Raw genomic sequence first — 25,853 nt, forward strand, 5'->3', positions numbered from 1 at the left:
GCCCCCATGCCCGACCGTCAGCTGCTTCACCTCGTCATTGGCGGCGAATTGTCCGAAGTCAGCCCGCACGCCAACCAGTTCAAGGATCTGTCCAAGGTCGAATTCGTCGGGGCCTTTGCCAATTACGACGATGCGCGCCGCGCCTGGAAGCAGGCTGCACAAGCGACAGTAGACAATGCGCACATGCGCTATTTCATTATTCACGCCCACAAGCTGCTCGATCCGTCCTCGGATCACCACTGATCAGCGGGCGGGAAAGAGGTCCGATTGAACGCGGAAACGCCCCGCGCCCGTTCCACAGGTGAACTGATCGCCCGATTGTGGCGCGACTGGCTGGCGCATCGCTGGCCGCTGGTCGCACTGGCGGTTTTCCTGTCGGCGCTGACTGCGGCTTCGGTCTCCAGCTACCCCTTGGTGGTGAGCTGGGCCGTGCAACTGCTGGAGCGCAATGACGCGCGGGTGATTTGGATCGCGCCCATTGCAATCGTTGCGATGACTGCGGTTCGCGGCCTGTCCCTGTTTGCGCAGACCGTCCAGACCAACCGTCTGGCGTTGAAAGTCATGCAGGACCTGCAGGAACGGATGTTCGTGCGTCTGGTGCGCGCCGATTTCGCGCGCCTCCTTGCCGAGCCGGTCGGATCGCTCGTGTCCCGCTTCACCAACGACATCACGCTGCTCCGCGAAGCGCTGATCCGTGCGGCCAACAATCTGTTGCGCGACACGCTGACCGTCGTTGCCATGGTCGCGGTGATGTTCTGGCTCGACTGGATGCTCGCAATCCTGGTCCTCGTCGTCTACCCGATCGCGGCCCAGCCGGTGATCCGCATTGGCCAGAAGCTCAGAAAAACCTCGAACGAAGCGCAGCAGCAGATGGGCGAGGTCACGAGTTTCCTGGAGGAGAGCTTCTCCGGCGCGCGGATGGTGAAGACCTATCAACTGGAAGCGTACGAGGAGAAGCGCTCGTACGTGGCTTTCCTGAAGCGTTTCCGGCTTGCCCTTAAGCTTGCGGCGTCCAAAGCGCGGGTCGACCCCATCCTCGAAGTTGTCGGCGGCATTGCCTTTGCCGGCGTTCTGGGGGTTGCCGGTTGGCGGATTTCGCAGGGACAGGCCACCATCGGCGACTTCGTCGGTTTCATCGCCGCAATCGGCGTCATGGCCCCTGCCGTGCGCGCCCTCGGCACGTTGAATGCCGTCGTTCAGGAGGGTCTGGCTGTTCTCGACCGGGTTTTCACCGTGATCGATACGCCCGATGCGGTGACGGAGGCGGTGGACGCCAAGCTTCTGAAACTCACCGGAGGCGCGGTTGAGTTCGACAACGTCTCCTTCTCCTACGGCGAGGACGCGCCAGCACTTAATGGTATCTCTATTAAGGCCGAGCCGGGGCAGACGATCGCTTTCGTCGGCCCGTCCGGGTCCGGCAAGACCACTATCCTCAACCTCATTCCACGGCTCTACGACCCGACCGAAGGCCGGGTGCTGATCGATGGGCAGGACATCAGGTCCGCGACGATCGCTTCGGTGCGTCAAGCCATCGCGTTGGTCAGCCAGGACGTGACGCTGTTCGACGACACAGTACGAGCGAACATTGCGTTTGGACGGCTGGATGCGAGCGACGAGGAGATTGTCGCGGCGGCGAAAGCGGCCGATGCGCACGAATTCATCACCGCTCTGCCAGGCGGGTATGACGCACCGGTCGGGCCGCGTGGCGGGCAATTGTCCGGCGGCCAGCGCCAGCGGATTGCGATTGCGCGCGCCATCCTCAACGACGCGCCGATCCTGCTGCTCGACGAGGCGACCAGCGCGCTCGACGCCGAAGCCGAAGCGCGGGTGCAGGAGGCGCTGTCGCGCCTGACCGAGGGCCGGACGAGTTTCGTGATCGCCCACCGGCTGGCCACCGTGCGCAATGCCGACTGGATCTATGTGCTCGATCAGGGCCGCATCGCCGAACAGGGCCGCCACGACGATCTCGTCGCGAAGGACGGGCTCTATGCCCGGCTTTCGAAGCTGCAGTTCGCGGCAGGCTGACGCCTATTCGCGGCGCAGGAGTTTCTCGGTCAGGAAGCTGCCCCACCAGCTGGCCATGAAGCCGTCATGGGTCGCCTGTCGGTCATATTTCGTGCGCACCCATTCGAGAAAATCGATCGGCTCGGCCTCGTTCGCCAGCCGGTATTGCTCGAAGAAGTAGTCGAGCATGCCGGTCTTGCCCTGTTTCACGTGCAGGTATTTGAACGAGAGGTGGTCGATCGCTTCCTCGAAGGACGCACCCTCGTGCAGCAGCATGTACATCACCGCGACGATGCCCGCCCGGTCCGCGCCGGACTTGCAGTGCATCATCGCCGGATACTCGATCGTGTTGAACACTTCGATCAGCGTCTCGATCCGCTCCACAAAGGGCGCCTCGCGAGAGCCCCAGGGCAGGTCGATGATGGCGAGGCCATGGCGCTCGCAGGCCTCGTGTTCGAGGTCGTAATAGGGTCGGCCCGGCTGGGTGCCGCGCAGGTTCAGGATCGTCCTGAAGCCGTTGTCAGCCAGCCACTTGATCCTGTTGGGCGAGGGCTGGTTGGCGCGCCACATGCCCTTTGAGCCAACGGGGTGCATGTTATGGAAATTCAGGCGCAGAACGCCGTGATCCTTCCACAGATAATCCTGCCAGGCGCGTTCCCGGTCCGCCGCGTTGGTCAAATCGTAAGCCATCAGGCGCAATCGTCCCGTTAAAACCCTTTCGCGGGGGTTTAGGCGGGCTTATCTCCCCTCGCAACTCCCGCCCGGACTTGACCCGCAAGCCGGGCATTGCGAGCAAGGTGAACATGGTAAAACGTCTGACCCGTTCTGCCCCCTTTCAGATTGCGGTATCGTGGCTTCTGGCGAGATACATGCAGCTGTGCGCCGCCACCACGCGGTGGGAGTATCGCGGCCGCGATCACATCGATGCGCTGACCGAACGCGGCGACGGGATCGTCGCCGCGTTCTGGCATTCGCGCATCGCGCTCAGCTTCATGGCCTGGCCGCGGTCCGCGCCGCAGAAGCCGGCCATGCTGATCTCGCGCTCGAAGGAGGGCGATTTCATCGCCCGTTTTGCCGGCCATCTGGACATCGCGACCGTGCGCGGGTCTTCGCGCAACCGGCGCAAGGACAAGGCGAAGGGCGGCGTCGCTGCCTTCCGCGACATGGACCGCTGGGTCGATGACGGCAATTGCATGGGGCTGACGATCGACGGGCCTCGCGGTCCGCGTCAACGTGCCACGCTGGGCGCGCTTCGTCTCGCCAAGGCGACCGGGGCGCCGATCATGATCTTTTCCTGGTCGGTGACGAACAAGCATGTCGCCAAATCCTGGGACCGTTTCATCCTGCCGCTCCCCTTCGGTCGCGGTGTGGTGGTCTGGGGCGAATCGATTGTGGTGCCGGACGATGCGACGGCGCAGGAGATGGAGCGTCTGCGGCAGGTGCTGGAAGACCGGCTGAATGCGATCACCCTCGAGGCCGACCGGGCCTGCGGCGGACCGGTCAGCGAGCCGGAGCCACTACCGGACGCCGCCGGGGCGGCGTCATGAGTTTGCCGCCCGGCCTCTTCGTCTATCATTGGGCGACGCGACTGGCCGGGCCGCTGGCGCATCCGGCGCTGCACTACCGGGTGAAGCGGGGCAAGGAAGATCCGCTTCGCCTTGATGAACGCCAGGGGCGCCCGTCGCGCAACCGGCCGAACGGGCATCTCGTCTGGCTGCACGGGGCGAGTGTCGGCGAGTCTCGCGTGATCCTGACCCTCGTGCGGGCGTTGCTGAAAGAGCATCCGACGCTTCACTGCCTCGTCACAACCGGAACGACGACGTCGGCGCAACTGATGAGCGAGAAGCTGTCGTCGCGCGCGATCCATCAATATGTGCCGATCGACCGGCCGCGCTATGTCCGCCGCTTTCTCGACTACTGGCAGCCTGATCTCGGGATATTCGCCGAGTCCGAGCTGTGGCCGAACCTGCTGCTGGATGCGGAGCGGCGCGGCATTCCCATGGCGCTGGTGAATGCGCGGATGAATTCGAAATCAGTGCGCAACTGGCTCGCCAATCGCGGCAGTGCCAGGCGTCTGCTGCGCTGTTTCGCGTGGATCGGGGCGGCCGACCGGCGCACTTCGGAAGGCCTGTCGGCAATCCTCGACGATGACGTGCCGATGGTCGGCAATCTGAAGATCGATGCCGAAGCCGATCCACCAGACGCCGAAATCCTTGAAACATTCCGCGCGGCGATCGGCGAGCGTCCGGTCTGGCTCGCCGCCAGTACGCATCCGGGCGAGGACGAGATCGTCCTGGCGGCGCATCAGAACCTCCTGATGAGCCATCCCGGCGCCCTGCTGATCCTGGCGCCGCGCCATCCCGAGCGCGGCGACGCGATGAGCGACAAGCTGGCCGCCGGAGATTTCGGCCATGCCAGGCGGTCGGCCGGAGAAGTGCCCGGTCCGGAGCATTCGGTCTGGCTCGCCGACACGATGGGCGAGATGGCGCTGTGGTTCGCGTTGTCGCCCGTCGCCTTTGTCGCCGGCAGCCTGATTGACGGGATCGGGGGACATAATCCGGTAGAGGCGACCCAGGGCGGCGCCGCCGTGCTGACCGGACCCTTCACCGCCAGCTTCGACGATGTCTTCGCCGCCTATGAAGCCCATGACGCCGTCACGCGCGTGGCGCATTCCGATGCGCTGTCCGCTGCGGTCGCGGCGATCTGGAACGGGCAGTCCGATACTGTCCCGGCGGCGCGGCAAGCCGTGAAGGACCTGTCGTCCGGTGCGCTGACGCAGACGATGTCAGCCCTGCGCCCGATGCTGACCGGAACGCTCGCATGAAACCGCCGGCCTTCTGGGCTGGATCGGCGGGACCGGCCGGCCGGCTTGCGCAGGCGCTGCTTTCTCCATTGTCCGCGATACAGGCGGCTGCGACCGCGCAGCGCGTGGCGAAGCCCGGCGCACGGGTTGATGCCGCCGTTATCTGTATCGGCAACCTGACGGTCGGCGGAACCGGAAAGACACCGGTCGCTGCCGCGGTCATGGATCGCCTTGCGGCCCGCGATGTCACGGTTCACGGCCTGTCGCGCGGCTATGGCGGTCGGCTGAAGGGTCCGGAACGGGTCGACCTTTCGCGACACAGACCGGATGACACGGGTGATGAGCCATTGCTGCTGGCGCGGCATGCCCCGGTCTGGATCAGCCGCGACCGGGGAGCGGGCGCGTTGCGCGCCGTTGCCGCGGGTGCCGAGGCGGTCGTCATGGATGACGGATTCCAGAACCCGGCCCTGTACAAGGATTTGTCCCTGGTTGTCGTCGACGGAGAGACCGGCTGGGGCAATGGCCGTGTCTTTCCTGCCGGCCCGCTGCGCGAGCCGGTCGCGGCGGGGTTGAGGCGCGCCGACGCGGTGGTCGTGATGATGCCCGGCCCGGAAGACATGCCGGAATTCGAAGCACTCGGTCTGGCCGATCTCGAAATGCCTGTGCTTCGTGCCTGGCTGGAACCCGCCGAACCGCCGCCGCCGGGGCCGCTCGTGGTTTTCGCGGGTATCGGGCGGCCGGAGAAATTCTTTGACGCGATCCGCCGGCAGGGCGGGGATGTCGCCGGGTCGGTGTCCTTTCCGGACCATCACCGCTTCAAGCCCCTCGAACTCGACCGTCTGGAAGACCTTGCCGGGACTGACGCGACACTGGTCACGACCGAGAAGGATGCGGTCCGGCTGCCGGCCGATTTTCTTTCCGATGTCTTTGTCAGCCGCGTCACGGCACGCTTCGCTGATGAGGGCGCACTTGACGCAATCTTGCAGGCCGGTCTGGACGCCGCCGCTGCGCGCGGGGTAAAGGCCGCGGCACGATGAACGCACCGTGGCAACAGAGACTGGGTTGGCGCGCCGAAGCGCTCGGCTGGGATACCTATGAGGGGATTTTCCGCTCGATGGGGATCGACCGGGCGGGCGATGCCGGGGCCGCCATCCTGCGCCGACTGGGACCCATGGCGTCAGTTCAGAATGTCGCGCGCATCAACATGCAGCGTGCTTTCCCGGAAGCGACAACGCCGGAGCTCGACCGTCTGCTGACGCGGATGTGGGACAGTTTCGGCCGATTCCTGGGCGAGAATCCCAACATGGCGGTGCTGGCACCGCCGAAGACGCGCGAACGCGTCGAGGTGCACGGCGAGGAACTGGTTTTGAAACTGACCCGCGAGAACAAGCCCTATGTTCTCGTCTCGGGGCATTTCTCGAACTGGGAGGTGATGGGGGCGGTGATCGCCGATCTGGGCCTCAATTGCCGGGTCACCTACCGCCACGCCAACAACCCGATCATCGACGAGCGCATCCTGTCGACCCGCGCGGCCTATGGTCTGAAGATCATGACGGCCAAGGGCGGAGCGGGTGCGAAAGAGCTGCTGAAATGCCTGTCGGATGGCACGGCCGTGGCGCTGATGAACGACCAGAAGATGAATGACGGTATCGCCGCGCCCTTCTTCGGCTACGAGACGATGACCGCGCCGGGGCCGACGAAGATGGCGATGCGCACCGGCGTGCCGCTGATCCCGATCGTCACGCGGCGCCTCGAAGGCGCGCATTTCCGGGTGACCTTCTACGACCCGATCGAGCAGAGCACCGCCGCCGACAAGGTCGAGGCGGTACGCGACACGGTGACCAACATCAATCGCTGGGTCGAGGACCGCATCCGCGAGGCGCCCGAGCAATGGTTCTGGGTGCATCGCCGCTGGGACAAGGCGGTCTACCGCAAGGATGCGGGATCGACCTCCAGCACCAGCGCCGGATCAATGTAGCGGTTCCGCCACTTGATGCGCCAGTCGAGATGCGGACCGGTCGCGCGGCCACCGGCGCCGATGGCGCCGATCTGGTCGCCCTGCGCGACGACATCACCCACTTCGACCGTCACTTCCGACATGTGCAGGAAGGCGCTGGTGAACCCCTGGCCGTGGTCGATGAAGACCAGGCCGCCTTCATAGAACATGTCCGGATCGGCCAGTACGACGAGGCCCGCCGCCGGGGCCACGACCGGCGTGCCCGGATCATTGGCGAAGTCGAGCCCGTAATGCGGGCGGCCCGGCGTACCGTTGTAGACGCGCTGCGAACCGTAGACGCCGGAGATGATGCCTTCGGCAGGAGCGATGAAGCCGCCCGCGAAGCCGGCGCCTTCCCACCGCGAGGTGTAGGCGGCTGCCTTGCGCTGGCTCTCCGCACGGATGCGGATCAGGTCCTCCTCGGAAGGCGTGACCGTTCGCTGCGGTACGCCTTCAACGACCTGGATATTGTATTCGCGCTGGGTGACGGAATGGGTCTGCAGGAATTCCGTGCCGTTGGGCAGGCGCGCCGACAGCGTGATTTCTTCGCCCTGGTCGCGGTCGAGGCCGAGCACGGCCCAGCCCTCGCTGTCAGCCGTCGCCGACTGGTCACCGAAGTCGATCCGTGTGCCCGGAGCGGTGCGGCAGACCAGCATCGCGCCCTGGATGAATTCGCCGGCACAGTGCACGGGACGTTCGCGCGGCTCCGGCGCAGGCGGGATTTCCGCTTCCCGTCCCGCGCGCGGCATTTCCGCGTCGGCTTCAAGCAGGTCGCCGATCGGGTCCGATGTCTGAAGCGCGAGGGCGAGGAGGAGATCGATCATCGGCTGGCTCCCTGTGTGTCCTGCCAGCGCTTCACCGAGACATAGGCGTCCTTGTAGGCCTCCTGCAGTTCAGCGCTCCAATAGCGCAGATCGCGCAACGGAATCGGGTCGCCGGTCACGGCGCAACGCACGAAATTGCCCGGCTTCAGGATCATGAAGTCGGAATCGGAGAATTCGAGAACGGCTTCGCCCTGGAATTCGCTATCGAAGGCAGAGGTCATGAGGGAGGTCTCTAGCACGAGGCGGGCCAGTCTAGAACAGGCTGCCCTGCTTTGGTGAGGGGTGTTTGGGAGCGGGGGCGCGCTTCTTCGCCGGCACAGGGGATGGCGTTGCCGAATGACGGGTGCCATCGACCACGGCGTCGCGTCTGGTGTCCGAGAATTCGATCTCGATACCCTGTCCGGGTTGCAGGCTTGCGCCGGCCCGCACGAGCGCGCCATCGCCGTCGCGAACCAACGCAAAGCCTCGACCGAGGACGGATTTGAAGTTCACCGAGTCCAGGCGGGCAGACAGCGCGGCGAGGTCCTTGCGCCGTTCACGCGTCCGGCTTTCGGCACAAATCGAAAGGCGGCCCACGAGTTGACCCAGATTGCGCCGTTCGCGCTGCAATTCGCGTTTCAGCGTGGCGGGCCGAAGCCCGGCCATGACGGTGTTCAGCCGTTCCCGGCGCGAGCGCGTGAGTGAGCGAAGTGCGGGCGCGAGCCGGTCTTTCGACCCGGCATAGCGCTGTCTGGCCATCGCGATCAGCGCTTTGGGGCTGTGCAGGCTGGCCGAGGCGATGCGCAAACGGTCCTTGCGGCGCTCGACCAAGCGGTTGAGCGCGACCGGCAGGCGGTCGGCGGCCGAATCGAAACGCTGCCGGGCCAGGCCGAGCAAGGTTTCCGGCCGGGGCAGTGCGCGGGCGGCGGAGCGTAGCTCGGTCTTGCGGCTGTCGACGAGACGCAGGAGGCCGCGCGTCAGGCGTTCACCCCAACTGCCGGTTTCCTCCATCAACTGGGAGCGCACGGGAACCGCCATCTCGGCGGCGCCGGTCGGGGTCGGCGCGCGCCGGTCGGAGGCATAGTCGATCAGCGTGGTGTCGGTCTCGTGACCGACGGCGGAGATCAGCGGAATGCCCGACGCCGCGGCGGCGCGCACGACGATTTCCTCGTTGAACGCCCAGAGATCCTCGATTGAACCGCCACCGCGCGCGACGATCAACACGTCGGGGCGCGGGATCGGCCCGCCCGCAGGCAGGGCGTTGAAGCCCTCGATCGCGGCGGCGATCTGCGCCGCGGCGGTCTCTCCCTGTACCACGACGGGCCAGAGCAGGACGTGAACCGGAAAGCGGTCCTCGAGGCGGTGAAGAATGTCCCGGATCACCGCGCCGGTCGGCGAGGTGACGACACCGATCACCTTGGGCAGAAAGGGCAGGGCGCGCTTGCGCTCGGCCGCGAACAGGCCTTCGGCGGCGAGTTTCTTCTTGCGCTCCTCGAGAAGCGCCATCAGCGCGCCCGCGCCGGCGGGTTCGAGCTTCTCGATGATGATCTGGTATTTCGACCGGCCGGGATAGGTCGACAACCGGCCCTCGGCGATGACTTCGAGTCCTTCCTCCGGGCGGAAGGACAGGGCGGAGACCGGTCCCTTCCACATCACGCCGTCGATGACGGCCTTGTCGTCCTTGAGGTCGAGATACATGTGCCCCGACTTGGCCAGTGTGACGCGCCCCAGCTCGCCGCGCACCCGGACATGGCCGTAAACGTCCTCGACCGTACGCTTGAGCGAAAGCGCCAGTTCGGAGACGGAAAACTCGTGGGCGTTGGAGGCGTCCTCGGACATGACAGATAGGTAGTCGCGCTCTGGTCAGGGGCGCAAGTCCGGTCTAACCCTGCGGCGCACAACACTACCCGGAGGCAGGCATGCGGATACTGGTGATCGGTTCGGGCGGGCGCGAACACGCGCTGGCATGGAAGATCTCGCAAAGCCCGCTGGTCGACGAGATCTGGTCCGCACCCGGGTCCGTGGCGATGGACAAGCTGGGACCCTGCTTCGACGTGAAGGCTGACGATGTCGCGGGCCTCGAAAAGCTGGCGCTGCAGCTTGAGCCCGACCTGATCGTGATCGGACCGGAAGCCCCGCTGGCGAAGGGTCTGGCCGACCTTCTGCGCGCGCGCGGCTTCGACGTGTTCGGCCCGTCCGGGCAGGCCGCGCAACTGGAAGCCTCCAAGGGCTTCGCGAAGGACCGGATGCGCCGCTATGGCGTGCCGACGGCGCGCTATGGCCGCTTCACCGACGCCAGCGCGGCCACGGCCTTCCTCGACACGCTGCAACCACCCTACGTTCTCAAGGCGGACGGGCTGGCGGCCGGCAAGGGCGTGGTCATCGCTGAGACCCGTGCCGAGGCGGAAGCCGAGATCGGGGAGATGCTGTCGGGCAAGTTCGGCGAGGCCTCCGCCGAGCTGGTCATCGAGGAATTCATGACCGGTGAGGAGGCGAGCGTCTTCGTCATCACCGACGGCACCAACATCATCACCCTGCCGCCGGCCCAGGACCACAAGCGGGTCGGCGACGGCGATACCGGCCCGAACACGGGCGGGATGGGCAGCTATGCGCCGGCGCCGATCATGACACCGGAGCTGATGCGCTTTGTCGAGGACAAGGTCACGCGTCCGATGCTGACCGGCATGAAGTCCGACGGGATGGCCTATCAGGGCGTGCTCTATATCGGGCTGATGATCACGCCCGAGGGGCCGAAAGTCGTCGAGTTCAACTGCCGCTTCGGCGACCCGGAATGCCAGGTTCTGATGGCGCAGATGGACGAGGACATCGTGCCGGCCCTGCTGGCGTCGGCGACGGGCGGGATGAACCAGCGCGACTTTGCGCGGCTGCTGCCGGTGCCGGAGCGTCCGACGCCTTGCGTCACCGTCGTGATGGCAACGAAGGGTTATCCGGGCCCCTATGAGAAGGGCAGCGTCATCAAGGGGCTGAAGGAGGCGTCGGCGCTGGAGAATGTCACGATCTTCCACGCCGGTACGGATGTGAATGGCGCGGGTGACATTGTCTCGGCGGGCGGGCGCGTGCTCAATGTCACGGCGACGGGGGAGACGCTCGAAGCGGCGGTGAAGCGGGCCTATGAGGCGGTCGACCTGATCGACTGGCCGGAGGGCATTTTCCGCCGGGATGTCGGGTGGCGCGCGCTCGGCAATTCCCGCTAAGGTCGGGGCAAAGGGGAGGACATCGATGATCCGGATTCTGACGGCTGCCGCGGCAGTCCTGATCTCCGCGTCTGCGGCATTTGCGCAAGATGAGGACGTGACGGTCATTCACGCCGGCTGGCTGCTGGCCGTGCCGGGCGAACAGCCCGAACGCGAGCAGTCCATCATCATCCGCGGCGAGCGGATCGAGGCGGTGGAGGACGGCTATGTCACGCCCGAAGGTGCGACGGTGATTGACCTGACCTCGTCATATGTGATGCCCGGCTTGATCGACAGTCATGTTCACCTTCAGCACGAACTGAGCCCGACCCGGCGGCTGGACAATGTGACCCGTTCGAGCGCCGACGACGCGCTGCTGGGCGCTGCCTATGCCCGCACGACGCTGATGGCCGGTTTCACCACGGTGCAGGATGTTGGCGGGGATCTGGAAGCGTCGGTCGCCCTGCGCGATGCGCAGCGCAATGGCTGGATCGACGGGCCGCGCATGCGTGTGTCCGGCCCGGCCGTCACGCCGACCGGGGGCCATGCCGACGTCAACGGCTACAATCTCGATGTGATGCATGCGCTGTCGAGCCCGGCGGCCTGCAACGGTCCGGACGATTGCCGCCGTGCGGTGCGCGAATTGATCCGCGCCCGGGTCGACGTGATCAAGATCACGGCGACGGGCGGGGTGTTGTCGCAGACCGCGGCGGGCACCGAGCAGCAATTCTTTCCCGACGAACTGGCCAGCATCGTCGAGGCGGCGCACATGATGGGCCGCCAGGTCACCGCGCACGCGCATGGCGTGTCGGGCATCAACGCCTTCCTCGAAGCGGGCGGGGATTCGATCGAGCACGGCACCTATCTTGACGATGAAAGCATCCGCCTCTTCCGCCGCACCGGGGCGTATCTGGTGCCGACCGTGATCGCAGGCGTGACCGTCGCCGAGCTGGCCGAAACCGCCGACTGGATGACGCCGGAAGTGCGCCAGAAGTCGCGAGAGGTCGGGCCGAACATGCTGGCCATGCTGCGCCGCGCCCATGCGGGCGGGGTGCGGATCGCATTCGGGACCGATTCCGGCGTGTCGGCGCACGGGCAGAATGCCCGGGAATTCCAGCTGATGGTCGAGGCCGGGATGTCGCCGATGGAGGCGATCACCGCTGCCACGGTCAACGCGGCCGATCACCTGCAGATGGCCGACGACATCGGCACGATCGAACCCGGCAAGTATGCCGACATCATTGCCGTGGCGGAGGACCCGCTGGCGGATGTCTCGGTGCTGATGGACATGGCCTTCGTGATGCAGGGCGGCGAGGTCTATCGCGACCAATGAGCCAGATGGACGAAACCTTCTCCGGCACGAAGGATGTTGCCGACGCTCTGCGCTTCGACGAGGCGGGCCTCGACCGCTGGATGCGCGCGAATGTCGACGGCTTTGCCGGCCCGCTGAGTGTCAGCCAGTTCAAGGGCGGGCAGTCGAACCCGACCTACCGGATCGATGCGGGCGGCAAGTCCTATGTGCTGCGCCGCAAGCCGCCAGGCAATCTTTTGCCTTCGGCCCATGCGGTGGACCGCGAATTCCGGGTGATGAGCGCGCTCGGAACGACCGGGTTTCCGGTGCCGCGCATGCACGGGCTGTGCGAAGACCGGGATGTGATCGGCACGGAATTCTACGTCATGGATTTCGTCGACGGTCGCATCTTCTGGGACCCGTTTCTGCCCGACCTGCCGAAGGACGAGCGCGGCGCGATCTATGACGCGATGAATGCCACGCTGGCGCAGCTGCACGGCGTCGATCCCGCCAAGGCCGGGCTCGGCGATTATGGCAAGCCAGACCATTACATCGCGCGCCAGATCGCGCGCTGGTCGAAGCAGTACAAGGCGTCGGAGACGGACACGATCGAGTCGATGGACCGGCTGATCGAATGGCTGCCCGGCGCGACGCCGGAGCAGGAACGCTCCGGCATCGTCCATGGCGATTTCCGCCTCGACAACATGATCTTCCACAAGACCGAACCCCGCGTGATCGCGGTCCTGGACTGGGAGCTTTCGACGCTGGGCGATCCGCTGGCCGATTTCAGCTATCAGCTGATGCAGTGGCGCGCGCCGAAGGAGATGCGCAACGGCTTCCTCGGATCGGACCTGAAGTCGCTCGGCATCCCGACCGAGGACGACTATGTCCGCGCCTATTGCGAGCGTACCGGGCGCGACGGCCTGCCCAAGCTCGACTTCTACTTCGCGTTCAACCTGTTCCGCTTCGCCGGCATCGTTCAGGGCGTCTATCACCGCTCGCTGCAGGGCAATGCCTCGAACGCGAAGGCGCGCGAATACGGCGCGATGGTCAAGCCGATGGCGGACTATGCCTGGACGTTCGCGGAGCGGATGGGGGCGTGACCCGTCGGGTTTAGCCGCCGATATGCCTCAGCCAGGGCGCCCACAGAGCCAGACCCATGGCGATCTCGAAACCGGTTGAGAAGAGGTTGTAGGACGTCCGTGTCTGGTACGCCTTGCCGTCGGCCAGCATCGAAACCGCGCGCCCGATCGCCATGCCCAGCCAGAGCGCACCGACCGCGAAGCCGGCGGCGACGACGCTGTTGCGGCCCGCCTGTGCCATCATCGCGAGGGTCAGCAGCACGCTGCCATGCGCCATCAGGAAGCCGCCGCCATAGAGGGCCCGGAATTCCGCCCAGCCGCCGGGCCAGCGCGGGTCCGGCATCAGGCGGACGACGCTCGCCCCCCAGCGCGGGACAAGCAGGCTGGCCCCGCCCATCAGCGCGCCGATCCCGGCCGCGACGCCGGTCAGAAGAATGGGTGTGTCCATGGCGATCTCCCGTCACCGCACGGATGTATTCCGGCGGGCGTTCAAGTCACGGGGCCAGGACGCGGGGAGACCGGTTTTCAGTATTCAAGCGCGGCTTCGAGGACCGGGTCGCGTCCGGCGACGTAGTCGGCGAAACGGTAGGGGATCGCGATATCGGGATCGCGCCAGCGGCGCGCATCGTCCGGCGTCGAGGTCTGCCAATAGATGCTGGAATGCACCCAGGCGAAGCCCAGATTGGGCGTCATCGCGAAATTGGTTTCACCATAATGGTTCGGCCGGTCGGCAGTGTGCTGACCCACGAAGATCGCTGATGTGCGCTGTTCCAGTTCGGAAACCAGCATGATGGCCGCGGAATGGGTCTGGCGGCTTGTAAGGACAATGATACCGCCCGGACGGTTCAGCGCGGCCGAATTGGCGAGCGCGTCGACGAAACCGGAATTCAGCGACCCGTCACCGCCCCGGCAGCGCCGCAGATCTATGATGACACGCGGGCGGTCGAAAGCTTCTCCGGCCGCGGCAAGCGCCCGTCCGGCGGCATCAAAACCGTCCTCGCCTGCGCGAATATCCCAAATCTGCAAATAGGCGGCACCGCCGACATCGGTGTCGAGCGACCGAAGCTGATCGGACGGATCGAGGAAGTCCGGGCGGTCGGGCGATGCCGTCACCCAATCCGCCACGCCGTCGGGTCCCCAGGGACCGGTATCCATGTGGTTCATCCACTCGTAGTTCCACCCGTGCGGCAGAGGCGCGAGGGCGACCTCGACGGTTTCACCGTTGCGGCTGACGACCAGATCGATCCGTTCCGGTGTGTCCGACAGACCGACCGCGGCAGCGATCTCGGCCAGCATCAAGGTTTCCGGGGCCAGTTCCCGGGCAATGCCGACCGCGTCGCGCGGCATCAGCACGAGAATGCGGCCTACAGCCTCGTCGGGCGGCAGGCCGCCGAAGCTCTCCACGCGACCGCCGACGAGACCGGCATGCGCGGGTGTCGCTCCGACGATGTACAGACCGTCGTCAAACAGTTCGAACCGCACGGGCAGAAGCCGGAAACCCGGTCCCATCGTATTGTCGCCGTGCGACAGGTCATGGAGAAGGAAGGCGGTATGCCCGTCGCCGACCAGGCCGACGATTCGGGCCATCCCGGCAATGCGCTCAGCGCGGTTCATGCCGGGCAGATCGCGACGCCAGGCGGCGACCGCAGCATCGAACTCGGCTTTGGGCGTCAGCCAGTATGGGTTCGGGTGCTCGGCTTCCAGCGTGGCCACGATGGAGTCCATGTCGGCATTCCAGTCGGCGTCGCCTGTCTGGGCAAGCGCGGTGGCACCGAAGCCAACCAGGCAGGCGAGCGCGCTCATCGCGGCGCAAAAACATCTGAGTGACATGAACCGGACCCCCGTTTGCCAACGCCCCATGGCGTGCCTCTCGGGAGTGGATGCCTCGACGCTCCAAAATGGATGCAAACAGGGTCCGCCTTCCGGCCGCTCAGGGGAGAGGTATCGGCCGGAAGGCGGGGGTGTCGCCTCGAAGGAGTTCAGGCGAGGATGTCGAGAACGCGGTCTTCCATCTCCGCGGCGGTGCGGGCGATCGCGGCGGCGGCGGAGTGGGTGGCCTCCGCCTGCTTGATCGCCACCATCGCCTCGATCACGCCGGTCTCGTCGGCACGCGGATTGGCCACGGCACGGGCCGCCTGCGCGACCTGTGCCTGAGCCGCCGTCATCGCGGCGAGCGAGGTGGAGGACACACTGTTCATGACGGCAGAATGGTGCGGGCGCGTGGCGCGCGCGAGGGAAAGTGGCGCGGAGGGTTAAACGAGCGTTTCCGTCACTCCCGCGCAGGCGGGAGTCCAGATTGACCGGGGTTCTGGATTCCGGCCTTCGCCGGAATGACGACTAGAGCCCCAACCTTCCCCACATCTCCGTAACACGCTGTTTCGTCGCCTCGTCCATGTCGAGCTTCTCGCCCCATTCGCGGTTGGTTTCGCCGGGCAGCTTGTTGGTCGCGTCGAGGCCGATCTTCGAGCCGAGGCCCGAGACCGGCGAGGCGAAGTCGAGATAGTCGATCGGCGTGTTCTCGATCACGGTGATGTCGCGGCCCGGATCCATGCGGGTCGAGACCGCCCACATCACGTCCTTCCAGTCGCGCGCGTCGATGTCATCGTCCACGACGATGACCCATTTCGTGTACATGAACTGCCTGAGATAAGACCACACACCCATCATCACGCGCTTGGCGTGGCCGGCATAGGCCTTCTTCATCGACACCACGGCGATGCGGTAGCTGCACCCTTCGGGCGGCAGCCAGAAGTCGACGACTTCGGGAAATTGCTGGCGGAAGAGCGGGATGAAGACCTCGTTCAGCGCCTCGCCCAGCACGCTCGGCTCGTCGGGCGGGCGGCCGGTGAAGGTCGAGAGGTAGATCGGATCGCGGCGCATCGTGATGGCGCTGATCTCGAACACCGGGAAGCGCTCGACCGAATTGTAATAGCCGGTGTGGTCGCCATAGGGGCCTTCCGGCCCATCCTCGTCGAGGAGAACATGGCCTTCGAGCACGATTTCCGCCTCGGCGGGGACTTTCAGCGGCACGGTCTTGCAGTCGACGAGCTCGGCCTTCTTGCCGCGCAAGAGGCCGGCGAATTGGTATTCGCTGAGCGTGTCCGGCACGGGCGTGACGGCGGCGAGGATGGTGCCGGGATCGGCGCCCAGAACGACGGCGGCGGGCAGGGGGTCGGGCTTGGCCTTCTTCCAGCGCTGATAGTGCTGCGCCCCGCCGCGATGCTTCAGCCAGCGCATCAGCGTGCGGGTCTTCGACAGTTTTTGCATCCGGTAGATGCCGAGATTGAAATCGTCCTCGCGATCGGCCGACGGACCCTTCGTCACGACGAGTGGCCAGGTGATGAGCGGGGCCGGCTCGCCGGGCCAGCAGGTCTGGATCGGGATGCGGTCGAGGTCGATCTGATCGCCGGTCAGGACGATGTCCTGGCAGGGCGCCTTCTTCACCGTCTTCGGACGCATCGCCATCACGTCCTTCGCGATGGGCAGCATGGCGATGGCGTCCTTCAGGCCGCGCGGCGGCTCGGGCTGGCGCAGGAAGGCGAGGAGTTCGCCGACTTCGCGGAGTTCCTTTGCCGTAGTGCGCGGTGTGCCGCCGAGCGTGACGGCACGGGCGACGCGCTCGACCGTGCCGAACAAATTCACCAGCACCGGCATTTCGGCCTTGCGGCCGTCCTCGTGCACCGCGTTCTCGAACAGCACGGCGGGACCGCCCTCGGCGAGAAGGCGGCGCTGGATCTCGGTCATTTCCAGCGCGGTCGAGACCGGTTCGGTCACGCGTTTCAGAAGGCCGTCGGCCTCCAGCATCTCGATGAAGTCGCGCAGCGATTTGTAGGCCATGCCCTGCCTCTTCCTGGTGCGCGGCTCAATCTGCCCCTTTGACGCTTCAAGTCCAGTCGCGGAGGCTGCGGCGGAACCGCGCTTGCCGTCATTCGTTAGCCAGATGAGCCACGCATCTGCCTGCCATGTCGACCGTCTACAAGCTGATGGGAATCCTGCTGATCTTTGGCGGGGTCCCGTTGTTCTGGACTCCCGTACCGGTGGGCCTGATCATGATCGCGGTCGGACTGTCGCTGATCATCGCGAATTCGGACACGGCGCGCGGTGTCGTCCGGCGCGAGCGGGAAAAACATCACGGTTTCAATCGCTGGCTCTTGAAGGCGGAAAAGATCGTGCCGCATCCTTTCGACCGGATATTGAAACGCACGGATATTCCACCGAAGTCCTAGTCTTCCGAAATCTCCTGGGGTCGCATGGCTGCGACGACTGCGACGGCGAGGTCGCGCGAGCCTGTGCTGACCCAATACGTTGCGCCCATGCGGATGACGACCAGGCCGCGTTCCGGAATGGCGTAGCCGTACTGGCCCTGGAAACCCTGCGCGTGGAAGCTGCCATCGGGCAGATAGTCGCCGTCCAGCCAGACGCCGGAGCCGTAATCGCCTTCCGAACCGGGTGTCGGCGTGGTCACGTAGTCGTCCCACCAGTCCGGGATCAGGCGCTGTCCTGACCGCGTCAGGCCATCGTCGACATAGAGCTGCATCATCCGCGCCCAGTCGTGAGGCGTGGCGTAGAGGTAGGACGAGCCCTGGAAGGTGCCGGTTTCGTCGGGTTCCAGGATCGCGGAATGCATGCCGAGCGGTTCGAAGAAGAGGTCGCGCAGGGCGCGCGCCTGTTCGGCCAGCCCGTCGCCGAGGCGCTGCTGCATGGCATGGGTGGCGAGGATGGTGTTGCCGCTCATGTACTGCCAGTGCTCGCCCGGCGGGTGAAGGCGTTCGCGGGTTGCCGCGAAGCGCGCCATGTCGGACTCGGTCATCAGCATGTCGGAGTTGGGGTCGAAGCCGTTGTTGATCTCGGCGATGGCCAGGCCGCCCGTCATGCGCAGAAGCTGGTCGATCGTTGTGGCCTCGGCGTCTTCGCCGCGGCCCTGAAGCGCCGGAACCTGACCCGGTTCGAAGGCATCGATTTCGCCGCGCTCGGTGAGGATGCCGGCCAGCGTCACCATCGCCGTCTTGGTCATCGACCAGCCGTGCAGACGGTTTTCGCGCGTCAGGCCTTCGGCATAGCGCTCGGCGACGAGGCGGCCGTCGTGCAGGACGACGACAGCCAGCGTGTTGCGCGTGCCGTTCGGGTCGTCGAAGGCGGCATCGACCGCAGCCTGCAAGGCGCCGGTGTCGAAATTGGCATCGCGATGGACGGTGTCGAGGTCGAAATAGACGGGGGCTTCGTTCTCGATCGCGAGGTCGGGATCGAAATCGCCGGTGCCGTGGACCAGCGTGCAGCCGAGCCCGTCCCGCCAGACGGCGCGCTGACGCCAGAACACGCCGAGCACACTTGCCGTGACCTCGCGCTCCTCCCGGTTGATCTCGTATTGGATCAGGCTGGCCGCGTCGCCGAGGAGCGGCGTGATGTAAAGCGTATTGGCCTGCGCCTCCTCCATCCCCGAGACGAAGACGAGCGAGCAATTCTGCTTGGCGACCAGACCGGTCCCGGCCCAGAGATAAATCCGTCCCAGCGGCGACACGTTGAGCGCAATCAGCGCAATGACGATCACCGCGGCGAATCCGCCGCCGATCCACGCGAATATCCGGCCCATCGATTTCCCCTGTCGCCGTTCAGACAGGGCTCAGTGTGAGGCGGCGGGAAGCCGGGTCAAGCCTGTGCGGAAAATTCAGCAGACTTCCTGACGGGCCGGAGCCAGGGTTCAGGCGACAAGATCCGCTTCCTCGGGGTGTTTGCGGAACCAGGCGGCAACATAGGGGCAGAGCGGGACGATCTTCACGCCCGCCGCGCGTGCTTCGCGCACCAGTGCCCGGGCCAGTTGGCCAGCGATGCCGCGGCCGGCATAGGCGTCGGGCACACCGGTATGGTCGGCAATCCACTTGGTTGCGCCAGCGCGCGAATAGGTCAGTTCAGCTTCTGCGCCATTGTCCAGATCGATGACGAACCGCCCGCGCGTTTCCTGTTGTTCGTGGCGGACATCGTGAATCTCGGACATGGGTTTGTTCCTCAACTGGCCTGAACCCCATGTAGGCGTTGCGGCGCGCTTTGCTAGCGCCTCGCGATCAGCATTCGCCGGGTCAGGTCAGTTTCATGTCACGCATCGCCTCGAAGTGCGGGCGGCATTCGGCGACAACCGGTTCAAGGCTGTCGGGGAAGTCGTGCGGGCTGGTGCGTGGCGGTTCGAAGCCTGTCGAGGTTTCGACGCGGCCATACCACCACGGCGCCCACGGCCCGTCGCTGTCGCGTTTGCCGGCCGGCCAGGACAGCATGTGTTCGTCGAACGGCACGTCGACCGCCGCGCAGATCCTTCGCAGCATGCCCTCGGGATCGCGCAGCACGTCGATGCCCTCCACAACCGGCCAGGCATAGCCGCTGAGAGCGCAGGCGACGTCGTAGAGTTCGCGCTGCACCGCCATGCCGAGATCATCGGCGGTGACGCCTCCGGCCGCGGCATTGAAGCTGGCGGCGACTTCGGCAGGGTCGCGGATCAGGAAGATGTGGCGGCATACCGCCATCCAGTCGCGCCGGAAGCCGGGCAGCATGTGCTGGGCCATGTGTTTCTGGAAGAAGAGCGGACTGCCGCCCGGCGCGTCACCGGCGCATTCCGACGCGATCGTCAGCGCGTCGAGCGGCACCGATTGCAGGATGTGATCGCGGCCAGGATGGTCGAGGCCGGTCTGGAGCAGATAGGGGCCGTAGAAGGGTTCGTCCCACACCTCGCAGTCGGGCCGGTTCTCCCACGACCGCATCGTTGCGGTGGAGATGTTGCGCGGTCCCGACCACAGGCAGATGCGGATCGTCATCCCCGCGACTCCCGTTCGATGCGCTCGCGGTAAAGGCGCTGCAGGCGTTCAACGATCGGACCGCGCCCGGTGCTGACCGAACGGCCATCGATCTCCGTCACCGGGACGACGCCGGCGAAGGTGCCGGTGGTGAAGGCCTCGTCGGCACCATAGACATCGGTGAGCGAGAAATTCTTCTGGAAGACCGGAATACCCGCCGCCTCGCACATTTCGATCACCACACCGCGCGTGATGCCACCGAGGCAGAAATCCCCGGTCGAGGTCCAGACCTCGCCCTTCCGGACGATGAAGAAATGCGTCGAGTTGCAGGTCGCCACGAAGCCGTGCGGGTCGAGCATCAGGGCTTCGTCGGCACCGGCCTTGGTGGCCTGGATACAGGCCATGATACAGTTCAGCTTGGAGTGCGAGTTCAGCTTCTGGTCCTGCACGTCCGGATATCCGCGGCGGACATGGACGGTGAAGAGTTTCAGGCCGCGCTTGGCGACCTCGGGGTCCGGGGTCTTCCATTCCGGCAGGATGACAATGGTGGCCGGACCGATGGTGACCCGGGGGTCCTGATACGGCGTCGCCTTGACCCCGCGCGTGACCATCAGGCGGATATGGACGCCCTCGCCGGACACCATGTCATTGGCCTCGAGCGTGTCGCGGATCGCGGCGGTGAGTTCGTCCCGTGACAGACCGATGTCGAAGTCGAGCGTCTTCGCGCCTTCGTAGAGCCGGTCGAGATGGCGGCCCAGAAAGGCGACATGGCCGTGATGGACACGCAGGCCCTCCCAAACGCCATCGCCCAGCACGAAGCCGGAATCGAGGACCGAGACCGTGGCTTCGGCGCGCGGCTTCAGCGTGCCGTTGATCCAGACCTTCACCGCCTCGTTGCGCGGATCGGGCAGATAGGTGTGCGCGCCGGTGCCCATCAGCCGAACTTCGAGAAGTCGGGCTTGCGCCGCTCCATGAAGGCGGTGGCCGCTTCTGCGAATTCCGGCGATTGCAGCATTTCAGCGAAAAGCTGGCCTTCCTTCAGAATTCGCGCATCGACCGATTCCGGTTCGGCATTGATGAGCGCCTTGGCCTGGCGCACCGCACCCGGCGATTTCGCCGCCAGGGCAAGGGCGCGCTGGTGGACCTCGTCAGCCAGCGTGCCCGACGGGAAGATGCCGGCGATCATGCCGGTCTGCAGTGCGCGTTCGCTGTCCCAGACCGAACCGAGCAAAAGCAGGTCGGAGGCCGGAGACCGGCCCAGCCGGGCCGGGAAAAGAAGGCTGGAGGCATATTCCGGGGCGAGGGCGAGATCGACGAAGGGCGCCTTGAACTGCGCACGTTCGGATGCGTAGGCGAGGTCGCAATGCATCAACAGCGTGGTGCCGATACCGACCGCGACTCCGTCGACTTCGGCGATCACCGGCTTTTCGACGTTGAGCAGGGCGCGCATGAAGCGCTCGACCGGCGGCATTTCGGCCGCGCCGATATGCGGCGGTGCCTCCATGAAATCCATCAGGTCATTGCCGGCGGTGAAGACGCCCGGTTGACCGCCCAGCACGAAGACCCGGACCGACTTGTCGGAGTCACCGGTTTCCAGCGCCTCGGCGGCAGCCGAATACATGGCGCGGGTCAGGGCATTCTTCTTGTCGGGCCGGTTCCAGCGGATGGTCCGCACACCGCCTGAGTTCTCGACCGTCACCAGATCCGTCATCGTCATCCCTCGCATGGTTCGGTGCGGAGACTAACGGGAGTTGCGCGAAGCGAAAACGCCTATTCCGCCGTGCGGGTAACGATCGCCGTCAATGCGTCGTGAAGCGCGTCGGCAGCGTCCTCGCCGAGCGCTTCCTCAAGCTCGGCATTGAGTGCCTTGAGCGAGGCATCGGCCTTTTCCCCGGCGTCCCGCCCTCTGGGGGTCAGGGTGACGAGCGCGCCGCGGCGGTCGGAGGCGTCGGTCCGCTTGGCTACCAGACCGGCCTTTTCCATGCGGTTGACGAGTCCCGTCACGGCGGGCGGATTCAGCGACAGGGTTTCACCGATCGCTCCCATGCGACGATCGCCGCGCCGGAGCAGCAGGAAGAGCACCGCGGCCTGCGACGCGCTGACACCAGCCTCGGTCTTCAACCGGGCGTCGGCATCCCGGCTCATGCGCCGGGCAGCGATCTCGATCAGGAGGAAGAGCCGCCGATCGACGGCGCGTGCCTTTGCCATGACGGGAAATTGCGGCGATTCCTTCGCCTGCGAAAGAGAGCTCAGGCGAAATAGCGCCAGACCTTGGCGTGACGAATTTCGCGGTCTTCGAGATCACGGGTCACCGGGACGTCGTATTCGGCGAGCTTCTCCAGCCTGCCGGTTGGCAGGAAGCTGCGTCCGGGATCGCCGATCAGGACCGTCGCCCCGCGTGTGTGCTGTGTCGAGAGCCAACGGTCGATGCGCTCGGCCGGTCCCTTTTCGTAGAAGACGTCACCCGCGAGAATGACATCCCAGTGCCGGTCCAGTTGCGTCACGTCACCCAGGACGGTTTCGACTGCGCAGTCGTTGAGAGCGGCGTTCAGACGGCAGGCTTCGATCGCGAAGGCGTCGATCTCGCTGGCCGTGACCGTGCTGGCCCCGGCGCGCGCTGCCGCGATGCCGGCCATACCGCCCCCGGCGGCAAAATCAAGCACGCGCTTTCCCGCGACGATCTCCGGCCGGTCGAAACAATAGCGACCGAGCGCCTGCCCGCCCGCCCAGGCGAACGCCCAGAAGGGGGGCGGCAGTCCCTGTTCCTGCAAGGCCTCCTCGGTCTGGTTCCACAGGGCCACGGTTTCCTCGGCAAGGTGGAAACGCAATTCCGGCAGCAGCGGCGGCGAGAGGATGCCTGTCACGCGCGCAATGAACGCTGCCGGGGTTTCGCCGTGCTTCAGGATCACGCCGGGTCTCCCATGTGAAACGGCCGGATCCGTTTCCGGACCCGGCCGCCATCCCGATCGCAAGGGCGATCAGTCCTCGATGAATTCCGCGCCGGACAGGGCCGGGAGGAGGTGGATTTCGTCCGAGACCGATGCCTCGTCTCCGACGACGACAAGGACGAGATTGTCCGTATCGAGATATTCGTTGGTGACGCGGGCGATGTCTTCACGTGTCACAGCCATGACGCGCGGGACATAGGTCTCGAGATAGTCGTCGGGCAGGTCGTAGAAATCGCGGAAGGCGATCTGGTTGATCAGTCCGCCGGTCGAGGCGTTCTGCAGGATGAAGATGCCCGAAATCCAGGTCTGCATCCCCTGCGCCTCGGCTTCCGGCACGAGATCGATCTGCATGCGGTTGATCTCGCCGAAGGTCTCCGCGAGTGCCGGAGCGGTCTGGGCGGACTGGATGTCGGCGTTGAATGTCCAGTAGCCCGAGCCCGGGCGACTGGTGATTCCGGAACCCGGCGAGTAGGTCCAGCCCTTGTCCTCGCGAAGATTCTGCGTGAGGCGCGAGGTGAAGGATCCCCCCAGGATGGCATTCATCACGGCGAGCGGGATCGCGTCCGGGTGATCCGGTCCGACGGCCGGGAAGCCGACGCGGATGGTGGATTGCGGTGCGCCGGGACGGTCGATGATGCGAACCACGGGCCCGGGTTGCGGCGGGATCGGCTCCGCCGTGCGCTCACTGCCTTCTTCCCAGTCGCCGAAGGCTTCGCGGATCGCGGCCTCCATTGCAGCTTCGTCGAAGCGTCCGGCGACGTAGATCCGGGTGCGCGCGGCGGCGAAGTTTTCGTCGTGGAAGCGAACAATATCGGCCATCGTGTAGCTGTTCAGCTGCTCGGTCGTCGGCAAGGTGTGACCATAGGGGTGGTCGGTGCCGTACAGCAGTTGGGCATAGGCCTCGTTGGCAATCGGCTGCGGCCGGGAACGCGCATCGGTCACGTTGCGGATGAGGTTCTGGCGGACGCGGTCGAGTTCCGATTCCGGCAGGTCCGGACGGCGCACGACATCGGCCAGCAGCGCCACGGCTTCCGGACCGTTCTCGGCGAGCACGTTGAGCGCCAGCGTCGTCTCATGGATGCCGACGCCGACATCGAGATTTCCGCCCATGGCGGCAGCGGCGCGAGCGATCTCGTCGGAGGCGCGACCGGCGGCACCTTCCTCCATCATCGCGCCAGTGAGGTCGGCGAGCCAGGTCTGCTCGCCGTCATCAATATTGCCGGCATCGACGCGGACCTGGATGTTCACCATCGGTGCGAGACCGAAGTCGATGAAGGTCATCTCCAGGCCGTTGTCGAGCGCCACGGTCCGGGTGTCCGGCAGGTTGAAGGGGCGCGGCTCGCCGATTTCCGGACGCGGCGGCCCGGACTGTGCGAAGGCGGGAAGCGCGATGCAGACGGCTGCCGTCAGCCCGGCAATCAGGATGGAGCGGTTCATTGCGCGTCCTCCTCTTCACCGGCCTGCTGCGAGGGGGCCGGGACGACTTCCAGAATGGAGCGATTGGTCGGTCGCAGATATTCCTGCGCCGTCGCCAGAACGAGTTCGGGCGTGACCTGGTCGAAGCCTTCCTCGATGCGGTTGATGCGGGAGGGATCGTCATCGAACAGGGCAAAGGCGGCGAGCAGGTCGACAAGGCCGAAGCGCGTACCGGAATCGACGATTCCGTAGAAATCCGAACGCAGCTTGGTCAGCGCGCGGCTCAATTCCTCGTCGGTGATTTCCTCGGTGCGGACACGTTCGATGACGGTGTCGACCGACGTCATGATCTGTTCGCGGCTGTTTTCGCTGCCGTGGATCATGCCGACCGTCCAGAGCATCGGTCCGTTGTAATTGTAGATATTGCCCAGGAGGTTGATGCCGCCGAACACGTCCGACGTGTAGCCTTCCTCGACCACGAGCTCCTGGCGCAGAAGGCTGTCATTGCCCTGCACCAGAAGCTGATCGAGCACGGCCATCGCATAGTATTCCGGCGTGCCGCGATCGGGCATCTGATAGCCGAAGGCGAGGGCGGGCTGCGGCGCGAGCGGGTCCGGGTTCACACCGAACTTCTCTTCCTCCTGGCGCGGTTCCGTAACGTCGATTTCCGGTAGGGGATTGCCCGCCGGAATGTCCCCGAAATAGCTCTCGACCCATTCCAGCGTGGCGGCAGGGTCGATATCCCCTGCCACGACGACGACGGCGTTCGACGGGCTGTAATAGTTGTCGAAGAAGGTCTGGGCGTCCTCGAGCCGGGCGGCCTGGAGGTCGCTTAGATCGCCATAGAAATTGTGCGCATTGTGCCAGTTCTCGAAGGCGAGCATCGGCAGGTCGATCCAGATCCAGCCGCCATAGGGTTGGTTCAGGACGTTGACGAGCACTTCGTTGGTGACGACGTCGCGCTGATTGTCGAGGCTTTCCTGATCGATGATCGGGCGGGCCATGCGATCGGCCTCGGCCCACAGGATCGCCTGGAGCGCGTTCGAGGGAACGACTTCATAGTAGTTGGTGAAATCAAAGCGCGTGGAGCCGTTGTTCACGCCACCGGAATTGTAGATGAGCTGATCGAACTCGCCGCCCGGGAGATTCTCCGAGCCCTGGAACATCAGGTGTTCGAACAGGTGGGCGAAGCCGGTGCGTCCCTGCGGTTCGTTGCGGAAGCCGACGCCGTAGTAGACCGCGACGGTCGCCGTCGGAATGGTGTGATCTTCCGACAGAACGACGCGCAGGCCGTTGTCGAGCGTGTGATAGCTGACATCGATCTCGATGCCGCTATCCATCGCGCCGCCCGTCTGCGTGCCGGTGTCCGTGGTATTCGGATCGTCTGCAGGCGGGCCGTCAGTTCCATTGCCGCAGGCGGCGAGCGTCAGCGCGCCGAGTACGGCAAGAAGCCGGATTCGCATAATTCAGTCTCCCCAGTGACCGCCGCCACCCTCAAGACGGCGGAGATGAAGTCCCATCACGCCATGCCGGACCC

27 protein-coding genes are annotated in these 25,853 nt (G+C 65.6%); 10 read left to right on the forward strand and 17 right to left on the reverse strand.

Translation table 11 applies throughout. The features are described 5' to 3' along the window. The first annotated feature begins 6 nt into the window (after positions 1-6). Together ACFOOR_RS10295 and ACFOOR_RS10300 are read left to right on the forward strand one after the other, a co-directional pair. Entirely contained in the window at positions 7-243 is a 237-nt protein-coding gene (locus ACFOOR_RS10295) for a DUF4170 domain-containing protein (protein WP_039718533.1), read from the forward strand. A 24-nt stretch (positions 244-267) separates the two neighbouring features. Then, on the forward strand, positions 268-2,025 hold the full coding sequence (locus ACFOOR_RS10300; RefSeq protein ID WP_343164285.1) for an ABC transporter ATP-binding protein: 1,758 nt from the start codon (positions 268-270) through the stop codon (positions 2,023-2,025). A 3-nt stretch (positions 2,026-2,028) separates the two neighbouring features. On the opposite strand, the gene ACFOOR_RS10305 is transcribed toward ACFOOR_RS10300, so the two are convergent. Beyond that, on the reverse strand, positions 2,029-2,694 hold the full coding sequence (locus ACFOOR_RS10305) for a fused DSP-PTPase phosphatase/NAD kinase-like protein (protein WP_343164286.1): 666 nt from the start codon (positions 2,692-2,694) through the stop codon (positions 2,029-2,031). Positions 2,695-2,873: 179 nt separating this feature from the next. Between ACFOOR_RS10305 and ACFOOR_RS10310 the strand changes: the two genes are divergently transcribed. From ACFOOR_RS10310 to ACFOOR_RS10325, 4 genes are read left to right on the forward strand one after another with little or no spacing between them, the layout of a single operon-like run. Further along, positions 2,874-3,551, forward strand: coding sequence for a lysophospholipid acyltransferase family protein (locus tag ACFOOR_RS10310; RefSeq protein WP_343164287.1), 678 nt, complete (start codon positions 2,874-2,876; stop codon positions 3,549-3,551). Continuing rightward, positions 3,548-4,828: a 3-deoxy-D-manno-octulosonic acid transferase gene (locus ACFOOR_RS10315; protein WP_343164288.1), complete on the forward strand. Its 1,281-nt coding sequence runs from the start codon at positions 3,548-3,550 to the stop codon at positions 4,826-4,828. Before ACFOOR_RS10310 ends, ACFOOR_RS10315 begins: the two co-directional genes overlap by 4 nt. Beyond that, a complete protein-coding gene (lpxK, locus tag ACFOOR_RS10320) occupies positions 4,825-5,844 on the forward strand; it encodes a tetraacyldisaccharide 4'-kinase (protein WP_343164289.1) in 1,020 nt (339 codons plus the stop codon). Before ACFOOR_RS10315 ends, lpxK begins: the two co-directional genes overlap by 4 nt. Continuing rightward, positions 5,841-6,785 (forward strand): lysophospholipid acyltransferase family protein, encoded by a 945-nt coding sequence (locus tag ACFOOR_RS10325; protein WP_343164290.1) that lies wholly within the window; start codon positions 5,841-5,843, stop codon positions 6,783-6,785. Before lpxK ends, ACFOOR_RS10325 begins: the two co-directional genes overlap by 4 nt. Here ACFOOR_RS10325 and ACFOOR_RS10330 read toward each other — a convergent pair. From ACFOOR_RS10330 to xseA, 3 genes are read right to left on the reverse strand one after another with little or no spacing between them, the layout of a single operon-like run. Further along, positions 6,734-7,627, reverse strand: a complete 894-nt coding sequence (locus ACFOOR_RS10330; protein WP_343164291.1) for a M23 family metallopeptidase — start codon at positions 7,625-7,627, stop codon at positions 6,734-6,736. The genes ACFOOR_RS10325 and ACFOOR_RS10330 overlap by 52 nt on opposite strands. After that, positions 7,624-7,848, reverse strand: a complete 225-nt coding sequence (locus ACFOOR_RS10335) for a DUF2093 domain-containing protein (protein WP_343164292.1) — start codon at positions 7,846-7,848, stop codon at positions 7,624-7,626. Before ACFOOR_RS10335 ends, ACFOOR_RS10330 begins: the two co-directional genes overlap by 4 nt. 31 nt (positions 7,849-7,879) lie before the next feature. Then, a complete protein-coding gene (gene xseA / locus ACFOOR_RS10340; protein WP_343164293.1) occupies positions 7,880-9,445 on the reverse strand; it encodes an exodeoxyribonuclease VII large subunit in 1,566 nt (521 codons plus the stop codon). Positions 9,446-9,525: 80 nt separating this feature from the next. Here xseA and purD point away from each other — a divergent pair, with 80 nt between their 5' ends. From purD to ACFOOR_RS10355, 3 genes are read left to right on the forward strand one after another with little or no spacing between them, the layout of a single operon-like run. Then, the gene (gene purD, locus ACFOOR_RS10345; protein ID WP_343164294.1) at positions 9,526-10,821 is read left to right on the forward strand and encodes a phosphoribosylamine--glycine ligase; all 1,296 of its coding nucleotides are present in this window, start codon (positions 9,526-9,528) and stop codon (positions 10,819-10,821) included. 25 nt (positions 10,822-10,846) lie between these two features. Further along, entirely contained in the window at positions 10,847-12,133 is a 1,287-nt protein-coding gene (locus tag ACFOOR_RS10350) for a metal-dependent hydrolase family protein (protein ID WP_343164295.1), read from the forward strand. Continuing rightward, positions 12,130-13,194: a phosphotransferase gene (locus ACFOOR_RS10355; RefSeq protein ID WP_343164296.1), complete on the forward strand. Its 1,065-nt coding sequence runs from the start codon at positions 12,130-12,132 to the stop codon at positions 13,192-13,194. Before ACFOOR_RS10350 ends, ACFOOR_RS10355 begins: the two co-directional genes overlap by 4 nt. Positions 13,195-13,204: 10 nt before the next feature. Here the strand turns inward: ACFOOR_RS10355 and ACFOOR_RS10360 are convergent, their stop codons facing one another. The 4 genes from ACFOOR_RS10360 to ACFOOR_RS10375 form a co-directional block, all read right to left on the reverse strand. Next, positions 13,205-13,621, reverse strand: coding sequence for a hypothetical protein (locus tag ACFOOR_RS10360; protein WP_343164297.1), 417 nt, complete (start codon positions 13,619-13,621; stop codon positions 13,205-13,207). Between the two features lie 77 nt (positions 13,622-13,698). After that, positions 13,699-15,003, reverse strand: a complete 1,305-nt coding sequence (locus ACFOOR_RS10365) for a hypothetical protein (RefSeq protein ID WP_343164298.1) — start codon at positions 15,001-15,003, stop codon at positions 13,699-13,701. Positions 15,004-15,152: 149 nt separating this feature from the next. Then, the gene (locus ACFOOR_RS10370) at positions 15,153-15,371 is read right to left on the reverse strand and encodes a hypothetical protein (protein WP_343164299.1); all 219 of its coding nucleotides are present in this window, start codon (positions 15,369-15,371) and stop codon (positions 15,153-15,155) included. A 139-nt stretch (positions 15,372-15,510) separates the two neighbouring features. Further along, complete coding sequence (locus ACFOOR_RS10375) at positions 15,511-17,010, reverse strand: UbiD family decarboxylase (protein ID WP_343164300.1); 1,500 nt, start codon at positions 17,008-17,010, stop codon at positions 15,511-15,513. A gap of 125 nt (positions 17,011-17,135) precedes the next feature. Here ACFOOR_RS10375 and ACFOOR_RS10380 point away from each other — a divergent pair, with 125 nt between their 5' ends. Continuing rightward, positions 17,136-17,399 (forward strand): hypothetical protein, encoded by a 264-nt coding sequence (locus ACFOOR_RS10380; protein ID WP_343164301.1) that lies wholly within the window; start codon positions 17,136-17,138, stop codon positions 17,397-17,399. Here ACFOOR_RS10380 and ACFOOR_RS10385 read toward each other — a convergent pair. The 9 genes from ACFOOR_RS10385 to ACFOOR_RS10425 form a co-directional block, all read right to left on the reverse strand. After that, positions 17,396-18,763: a serine hydrolase domain-containing protein gene (locus ACFOOR_RS10385; protein ID WP_343164302.1), complete on the reverse strand. Its 1,368-nt coding sequence runs from the start codon at positions 18,761-18,763 to the stop codon at positions 17,396-17,398. The genes ACFOOR_RS10380 and ACFOOR_RS10385 overlap by 4 nt on opposite strands. Positions 18,764-18,871: 108 nt before the next feature. Then, on the reverse strand, positions 18,872-19,165 hold the full coding sequence (locus ACFOOR_RS10390) for a GNAT family N-acetyltransferase (protein ID WP_343164303.1): 294 nt from the start codon (positions 19,163-19,165) through the stop codon (positions 18,872-18,874). A gap of 82 nt (positions 19,166-19,247) precedes the next feature. Beyond that, a complete protein-coding gene (locus ACFOOR_RS10395) occupies positions 19,248-19,973 on the reverse strand; it encodes a sulfotransferase-like domain-containing protein (RefSeq protein ID WP_343164304.1) in 726 nt (241 codons plus the stop codon). Beyond that, positions 19,970-20,887 (reverse strand): aminotransferase class IV, encoded by a 918-nt coding sequence (locus tag ACFOOR_RS10400; RefSeq protein WP_343164305.1) that lies wholly within the window; start codon positions 20,885-20,887, stop codon positions 19,970-19,972. Before ACFOOR_RS10400 ends, ACFOOR_RS10395 begins: the two co-directional genes overlap by 4 nt. After that, positions 20,887-21,663, reverse strand: coding sequence for an enoyl-CoA hydratase (locus ACFOOR_RS10405; RefSeq protein WP_343164306.1), 777 nt, complete (start codon positions 21,661-21,663; stop codon positions 20,887-20,889). The genes ACFOOR_RS10400 and ACFOOR_RS10405 overlap by 1 nt, the downstream gene beginning before the upstream one ends. A gap of 59 nt (positions 21,664-21,722) precedes the next feature. After that, entirely contained in the window at positions 21,723-22,160 is a 438-nt protein-coding gene (locus tag ACFOOR_RS10410; protein ID WP_343164307.1) for a MarR family winged helix-turn-helix transcriptional regulator, read from the reverse strand. A gap of 41 nt (positions 22,161-22,201) precedes the next feature. Continuing rightward, positions 22,202-22,861, reverse strand: a complete 660-nt coding sequence (locus tag ACFOOR_RS10415) for a class I SAM-dependent methyltransferase (protein ID WP_343164308.1) — start codon at positions 22,859-22,861, stop codon at positions 22,202-22,204. Positions 22,862-22,930: 69 nt separating this feature from the next. Next, positions 22,931-24,337 carry a M16 family metallopeptidase gene (locus ACFOOR_RS10420; RefSeq protein ID WP_343164309.1) on the reverse strand — a complete coding sequence of 469 codons (1,407 nt, stop codon included), beginning with the start codon at positions 24,335-24,337 and terminating at the stop codon, positions 22,931-22,933. Beyond that, positions 24,334-25,779, reverse strand: coding sequence for a M16 family metallopeptidase (locus tag ACFOOR_RS10425; protein ID WP_343164310.1), 1,446 nt, complete (start codon positions 25,777-25,779; stop codon positions 24,334-24,336). The genes ACFOOR_RS10420 and ACFOOR_RS10425 overlap by 4 nt, the downstream gene beginning before the upstream one ends. Between the last annotated feature and the right edge of the window lie 74 nt (positions 25,780-25,853).

It is taken from the genome of Hyphobacterium vulgare (assembly GCF_042643335.1).
GTDB lineage: Bacteria > Pseudomonadota > Alphaproteobacteria > Caulobacterales > Maricaulaceae > Hyphobacterium > Hyphobacterium vulgare.

What these genes read in the sequence shown, in the direction of transcription:
- ACFOOR_RS10310 (WP_343164287.1), top strand. Translation starts at nt 2,874, where the DNA reads ATGCAGCTGTGCGCCGCCACCACGCGGTGGGAGTATCGCGGCCGCGAT.
- ACFOOR_RS10325 (WP_343164290.1), top strand. Translation starts at nt 5,841, where the DNA reads ATGAACGCACCGTGGCAACAGAGACTGGGTTGGCGCGCCGAAGCGCTC.
- ACFOOR_RS10315 (WP_343164288.1), top strand. Translation starts at nt 3,548, where the DNA reads ATGAGTTTGCCGCCCGGCCTCTTCGTCTATCATTGGGCGACGCGACTG.
- ACFOOR_RS10390 (WP_343164303.1), bottom strand. Translation starts at nt 19,165, where the DNA reads ATGTCCGAGATTCACGATGTCCGCCACGAACAACAGGAAACGCGCGGG.
- xseA (WP_343164293.1), bottom strand. Translation starts at nt 9,445, where the DNA reads ATGTCCGAGGACGCCTCCAACGCCCACGAGTTTTCCGTCTCCGAACTG.
- ACFOOR_RS10410 (WP_343164307.1), bottom strand. Translation starts at nt 22,160, where the DNA reads ATGGCAAAGGCACGCGCCGTCGATCGGCGGCTCTTCCTCCTGATCGAG.
- ACFOOR_RS10355 (WP_343164296.1), top strand. Translation starts at nt 12,130, where the DNA reads ATGAGCCAGATGGACGAAACCTTCTCCGGCACGAAGGATGTTGCCGAC.
- ACFOOR_RS10330 (WP_343164291.1), bottom strand. Translation starts at nt 7,627, where the DNA reads ATGATCGATCTCCTCCTCGCCCTCGCGCTTCAGACATCGGACCCGATC.
- ACFOOR_RS10375 (WP_343164300.1), bottom strand. Translation starts at nt 17,010, where the DNA reads ATGGCCTACAAATCGCTGCGCGACTTCATCGAGATGCTGGAGGCCGAC.
- ACFOOR_RS10350 (WP_343164295.1), top strand. Translation starts at nt 10,847, where the DNA reads ATGATCCGGATTCTGACGGCTGCCGCGGCAGTCCTGATCTCCGCGTCT.
- purD (WP_343164294.1), top strand. Translation starts at nt 9,526, where the DNA reads ATGCGGATACTGGTGATCGGTTCGGGCGGGCGCGAACACGCGCTGGCA.
- ACFOOR_RS10335 (WP_343164292.1), bottom strand. Translation starts at nt 7,848, where the DNA reads ATGACCTCTGCCTTCGATAGCGAATTCCAGGGCGAAGCCGTTCTCGAA.
- ACFOOR_RS10370 (WP_343164299.1), bottom strand. Translation starts at nt 15,371, where the DNA reads ATGAACAGTGTGTCCTCCACCTCGCTCGCCGCGATGACGGCGGCTCAG.
- lpxK (WP_343164289.1), top strand. Translation starts at nt 4,825, where the DNA reads ATGAAACCGCCGGCCTTCTGGGCTGGATCGGCGGGACCGGCCGGCCGG.
- ACFOOR_RS10365 (WP_343164298.1), bottom strand. Translation starts at nt 15,003, where the DNA reads ATGTCACTCAGATGTTTTTGCGCCGCGATGAGCGCGCTCGCCTGCCTG.
- ACFOOR_RS10395 (WP_343164304.1), bottom strand. Translation starts at nt 19,973, where the DNA reads ATGACGATCCGCATCTGCCTGTGGTCGGGACCGCGCAACATCTCCACC.
- ACFOOR_RS10405 (WP_343164306.1), bottom strand. Translation starts at nt 21,663, where the DNA reads ATGACGGATCTGGTGACGGTCGAGAACTCAGGCGGTGTGCGGACCATC.
- ACFOOR_RS10425 (WP_343164310.1), bottom strand. Translation starts at nt 25,779, where the DNA reads ATGCGAATCCGGCTTCTTGCCGTACTCGGCGCGCTGACGCTCGCCGCC.
- ACFOOR_RS10385 (WP_343164302.1), bottom strand. Translation starts at nt 18,763, where the DNA reads ATGGGCCGGATATTCGCGTGGATCGGCGGCGGATTCGCCGCGGTGATC.
- ACFOOR_RS10420 (WP_343164309.1), bottom strand. Translation starts at nt 24,337, where the DNA reads ATGAACCGCTCCATCCTGATTGCCGGGCTGACGGCAGCCGTCTGCATC.
- ACFOOR_RS10305 (WP_343164286.1), bottom strand. Translation starts at nt 2,694, where the DNA reads ATGGCTTACGATTTGACCAACGCGGCGGACCGGGAACGCGCCTGGCAG.
- ACFOOR_RS10400 (WP_343164305.1), bottom strand. Translation starts at nt 20,887, where the DNA reads ATGGGCACCGGCGCGCACACCTATCTGCCCGATCCGCGCAACGAGGCG.
- ACFOOR_RS10295 (WP_039718533.1), top strand. Translation starts at nt 7, where the DNA reads ATGCCCGACCGTCAGCTGCTTCACCTCGTCATTGGCGGCGAATTGTCC.
- ACFOOR_RS10360 (WP_343164297.1), bottom strand. Translation starts at nt 13,621, where the DNA reads ATGGACACACCCATTCTTCTGACCGGCGTCGCGGCCGGGATCGGCGCG.
- ACFOOR_RS10380 (WP_343164301.1), top strand. Translation starts at nt 17,136, where the DNA reads ATGTCGACCGTCTACAAGCTGATGGGAATCCTGCTGATCTTTGGCGGG.